At 76.5% G+C, this 3,859-nt stretch carries 3 protein-coding genes; all 3 read right to left on the reverse strand.

The features are described from left to right. On the reverse strand, positions 1–1,532 hold a 1,532-nt coding region (locus ABD323_RS39975), incomplete at its 3' end, for a hypothetical protein (RefSeq protein ID WP_344447026.1). Next, positions 1,532–2,572, reverse strand: coding sequence for a GNAT family N-acetyltransferase (locus ABD323_RS39980; protein ID WP_344447027.1), 1,041 nt, complete (start codon positions 2,570–2,572; stop codon positions 1,532–1,534). The genes ABD323_RS39980 and ABD323_RS39975, both read right to left, overlap by 1 nt. Further along, complete coding sequence (locus tag ABD323_RS39985) at positions 2,569–3,732, reverse strand: glycosyltransferase (protein WP_344447028.1); 1,164 nt, start codon at positions 3,730–3,732, stop codon at positions 2,569–2,571. Before ABD323_RS39985 ends, ABD323_RS39980 begins: the two co-directional genes overlap by 4 nt. Positions 3,733–3,859: the final 127 nt, after the last annotated feature.

Consider the following 3,859-nt stretch of genomic DNA (forward strand, 5'->3'; position numbering starts at 1 on the left):
GGCCGGCCGCCCGGGGGCCGGCCCGGCGGTGGGCGCCGCCCGCCGGGTGCCGGGTCCCGCTCGCCCCACCGCCCCGGCGCGACCAGCCAGAGGGGCAGCCGGGCCCGCCGCCGGCTCCCGCCGCCCGGCGCCCCCGCCCCGCGCGGGTCCCCGACGGCCAGCACCACCAGCACCAGCGGCAGCACCTGGACCCGTTCGCGCGAGAGGATGCCCAGGTTGTTGATGGTCGAGAAGGCCCAGCAGAAGAGCAGCGTGTAGACCACCGCGAAGGCCACGTAGCCGTGGCGCAGGAAGAGCCGCGGCAGCCGGCGCAGCCGGGGCCAGTCGCGGATGTACAGCACCAGCAGGCCGAAGCACTCCAGCGACTGCACCAGGTTCTGCAGGTTGGAGGCCTCGAAGGGGAACGGGCGGAAGAGCACGTTCACCACCGCCAGCGGCACCCGCGCCGGGTTGAGGCTGAACGGCGGCGAGGCGTCGTCCGCGGGGGCCGCGGCGCCCGCCCCGGCGGTGGGGTCGATCACCGAGTTGCCCTGCGTGGTGCGCCGCGAGGTCTCCGCCAGCACCTGGTCGACGGCGCCGGTCCCCGAGCCGGTGGTGTGGAAGAAGGCCGAGACCTGCTGGACCATCAGCACCACCCCGGCGGCCAGCACCAGGACGGTCAGCGCGGTCCGCAACGGGCCCAGCGTGCCGGCCCGGCGCGGACGCCGGCGCAGCAGGTAGGCGACCACCAGCGCGGCGCCGGCCAGCGCGGTGACGTGCGGGCGCACCATCGCGGTGCCCAGCGAGCCCAGCGCCACACAGCTCAGGCCGCCGAGTCGGTGTTCCAGCAGCCGGGCCGTGCCGTAGGCGGTCAGGCCCAGGCACAGGATCATCCAGGCGTCCTTGCCGATGCTGGAGGGCCAGAAGAGCAGCGAGGGCAGGAAGAAGACCAGCCGGGCGTAGCGGCGCGAGTCGGCCTCGGGGAAGGCGATCTGGACGGCCCGCCAGAAGAGCAGCAGGCCCCAGAAGCCCAGCCAGGAGAAGACCAGGAAGCCGCCGATCAGCGAGGGCCCGGTCAGCGCGTAGACCACGCCGGTGAGGATGACGGTGAAGCCGGTGCCGACCACCTTCATCCCGAGGTCGTAGTGCCAGCCGGGGGAGAACGGCGTGGTCTGCAGGATCGCGGCGGCCAGCTCCCGGCCGCGCTGGTCGTACATCCTGGCGTCCGCGGCGCCGCCGTAGAGCACGAAGGCCATCAGGTAGCGCGGGTAGGCGCAGAGCAGCTTGGCGCTCAGCGCGAGCATCAGCAGCCGGAAGACCACGGGATCCGGGTTGCGGGCCGCCACCCTGGCCAGCACCGGCGTGCTCACCGCCAGCAGCACGGGCAGGATCAGCAGCGCGCCCCAGGTGTCGTAACCGGTGTGCACCATGGCGAAGGTGAAGAGCGTGACGTAGCCCAGCACCAGGACCGCGGCCAGCGCGGAGGCCCATGGCAGCGGCCGCGGGACCGGGAACCGCCACCGTAACGCGGGCCGGTCGCCGGCCGCGCTCATCAGAACACCTCCAGGTCACCCAGGGTGAAGCGCCAGTGGTTCAGCCGGTGTCGGAGCTCGGCGCCGTCGGTTCGGCGGGCGGCCACGACGATTCCGGAGCGCACCGGGGGCGAGATGTAGCCGTGGTTGGAGGCGACCATGCCGGCCTCGGTGTCGCGGCCCAGCACGGTGGCCACGTGGTCGGCGCCGCTGCCCGCGGCCGCCCGCAGCAGGTGGGCCGCGGTGTGCCCGTCGCCGGGGCGCACGATGATCTCGCTGAGGGTGAACTCGGTGAGCGGGCCGCGCAGTCGGGGCCGGCCGAAGGCCACCCCGGCCAGCTCGCCGCCGCGCCGCAGGTGCAGCACCCGGTAGTCCAGTCCGGGCGCCTGGCCGTAGCGCCAGCGCACGTACGCCTCCGTGCGCTCGGTGGCCAGCCGGGGATCGGCCCGGTCGGCGGCGACCCGCTCGCGCAGCAACTCGGCCAGCCCGTCGCTGTCCTGCTCCAACCAGGAGCGGGCGCTCGGCAGCGGGCAGGGCCGCACGACGGCCGGGGAGGTGCTGCGGCGCAGCGCCGCCCGCAGGCCACGCGCGAAGGTCGCCGGACGCAGCGGGCGGAACGTCACCGGGACCCGGCCCATCTTGAACCAGCCCATCGACTGGTAGCCCGGCAGGCTCTGCTCGTTGGGCGTGTTGAGGAGCAACTCGGCCTCCCCGCCGACCTCCTCGATCAGGTTCAGGGTGAGCTCGCGGAACAGGCCGCGGCCCCGGAAGTCCGGGTGGGTGGCGGTGTCCACCGGGCGCAGGGCGTTCACCAGGCGCCCGTCGCGGCCGCCGCGCCACTGCCAGCGCAGGAAGAGCCGCACGGCGGCGATCCGCCCGTCCGGGGCCTGCGCCAGCAGGCCGGGGCTGGCGCCGAAGGGGTTCGCCCGGTGCTTCCAGTCGAAGAACTCGGCGCTGCGCTGCCCGGTGGGCCCGCCGGCCAGCGCGGTGGTGAGCAGCTCCAGCACGGCCGGGGTGTCCGCCTCGGTGAGCGGTCGGCAGGTCAGGTCCGCAGGTCTCACGGGGTGCTCCGATCGGTCAGTAGGCGCTCGTACACCGACTCGACGGTGCGCTGGGCGCCGGCGGCGTCGAAGTCCCGGGCGCGTTCGCGGGCGGCGCGCCCGAACCGCTCGCGCAGCTCGGGCGAGCCGGTCAGCCGCTCCAGCGCGGCCGCCAGCCGGACCGGGTCGCCCGGCGGCACCAGCAGGCCCTGCACACCGTGGTCCAGCACCTCGGGCATGCCGCCCACCCGGGTGACCACCGCCGGCAGCCCGGCGGCCATCGCCTCCATCAGCGCGACCGGCAGCCCCTCCTGGCGCGAGCTGAGCGCGAACAGGTCGAAGGCGGGCAGCAGGTCCGGCACGTCGGCCCGCGAGCCGGTCAGCAGCACCGCGTCGGTGAGACCCAGCGCGGCGGCCCGCTCGCGCAGTCGCCCTTCGAGGGGGCCGCCGCCGACCACCACCAGGCGGGCGCCGGTGCGGCTGCGGCGCAGCAGCGCGTGCGCGGCCAGCAGGGTCGCCTGGTCCTTCTTGGCGGTCAGGTTGGCCACCGAGCCGACCACCAGCGCCTTGTCGGGCAGGCCGAGTTCGGCCCGGGCGGCGGCGCGGGCGGCGGCCCGGGCGGCCGGCTCGCCGGAGCCGGCGAGCGCCAGGTCCGGCCCGTGGTGCACCACGCTCAGCCAGGGCTCGGGGCGGCGCCGTCCGGGCGGGACGGCGCCGGCCACCGCGTGCGAGACGGCGATCACCGCGTCGTTGCGCCGGTAGGTGAGCGCGTTCGCCCAGCGGGTGGGACGGCGGTAGCGCTCCCAGAGGTTGTGCTCGGTGTGCACCAGCGCGGGCCGGCGGCCGGGCCCCGCGGCGCCGGCCAGCAGCCGGGCGGCCACCGCCGGCACCGGCATGTGGCTGTGCACCAGGGCGAACCGCCCCTCGCGCAGCAGCGCGCGCAGGCGCAGCGGCCAGCGCGGATCGGCCCGCCCGGTGCGCTCCGGCGGGCCGCCCAGGCAGTGCACCGGCACCCCCTGCTCGCGCAGCGCGGGCGCCAGCGCGTCCTTCCAGGGCAGCACGTACGCCACCTCGATCCGGTACCGGGTGCGGTCGGCGTGCCGCGCGCAGGTCACCAGCAACTGTTCGGCGCCACCGCGGCCCAGCCCCTTGGTGAGCCAGAGCACCCGCTGCGGGCTCATCGCTCGTCCCCCTCGCGGGCGACGGCCCGCGCGCCGCGCGATCGGCGGGCGGGGTACGGCTCCCACCACGGGCCCCCCCGAGGCCGCCCCCCGGCGCCCTCGCGCCCCGCCCCCCGCGCGCCCCCCC

The organism is Kitasatospora nipponensis (assembly GCF_039528135.1).
Lineage (GTDB): Bacteria > Actinomycetota > Actinomycetes > Streptomycetales > Streptomycetaceae > Kitasatospora > Kitasatospora nipponensis.